Source organism: Shinella sp. G-2, assembly GCF_050172695.1.
Taxonomy (GTDB): Bacteria; Pseudomonadota; Alphaproteobacteria; order Rhizobiales; family Rhizobiaceae; genus Shinella.
The window spans coordinates 1-757 of sequence record NZ_JBBEYH010000073.1 but is presented as its reverse complement, the minus strand read 5'-3'; the positions used below and the strand labels follow the sequence as shown (position 1 = coordinate 757).

General features: G+C 65.4%; 1 protein-coding gene. It reads left to right on the top strand.

Annotated elements, in window-relative coordinates; all coding sequences use genetic code 11:
* The coding region (locus tag V8U06_RS29165; RefSeq protein ID WP_427143644.1) for an aldehyde dehydrogenase family protein at positions 1-756 on the top strand (756 nt) is incomplete at its 5' end.
* Position 757 lies beyond the last annotated feature (1 nt).

Sequence of the window (757 nt, the reverse complement as noted above, 5' to 3'; positions counted from 1 at the left end):
TCGACGGAAATCGGCGCCGAGCTCTACAAGCAGTGCGCGCCGACCATCAAGAAGCTGGGCCTGGAACTCGGCGGCAACGCGCCCTTCATCGTCTTCGACGATGCCGATCTCGATGCGGCCGTCGAGGGCGCGCTGATCGCCAAGTTCCGCAACAACGGCCAGACCTGCGTGTGCGCCAACCGGCTCTACGTCCAGGACGCCGTCTATGACGCCTTCTCCGACAAGATCGCCGCCGCCGTCGGCAAGCTGAAGACCGGCAATGGTTTCGACGAGGGCGTGGTGCTCGGTCCGCTGATCGACAGCGCCGCGCTGGAAAAGGTGGAGGAGCATGTCTCCGACGCCGTGAAGAAGGGCGGCCGCGTGGTTCAGGGCGGCAAGCGCCATGCACTTGGCGGCACCTTCTACGAGGCGACCGTGATCGCGGACGTGACGCCGGACATGGCCGTGGCGAAGGAAGAGACCTTCGGCCCCGTCGCTCCGCTCTTCCGCTTCACGGACGAGAATGACGTCATCGCCCAGGCCAACGACACGGAATTCGGCCTTGCGTCCTATTTCTACGCCAAGGACCTGTCGCGCGTGTTCCGCGTGGCGGAGGCGCTGGAATACGGCATGGTCGGTGTCAACACTGGCCTGATCTCGACGGCGGAAGCGCCCTTCGGCGGCGTGAAGCTCTCCGGCCTCGGCCGCGAGGGCTCCAGGTACGGCATCGAGGAGTTCACCGAGATCAAGTATGTCTGCCTCGGCGGCATCGCCTGAG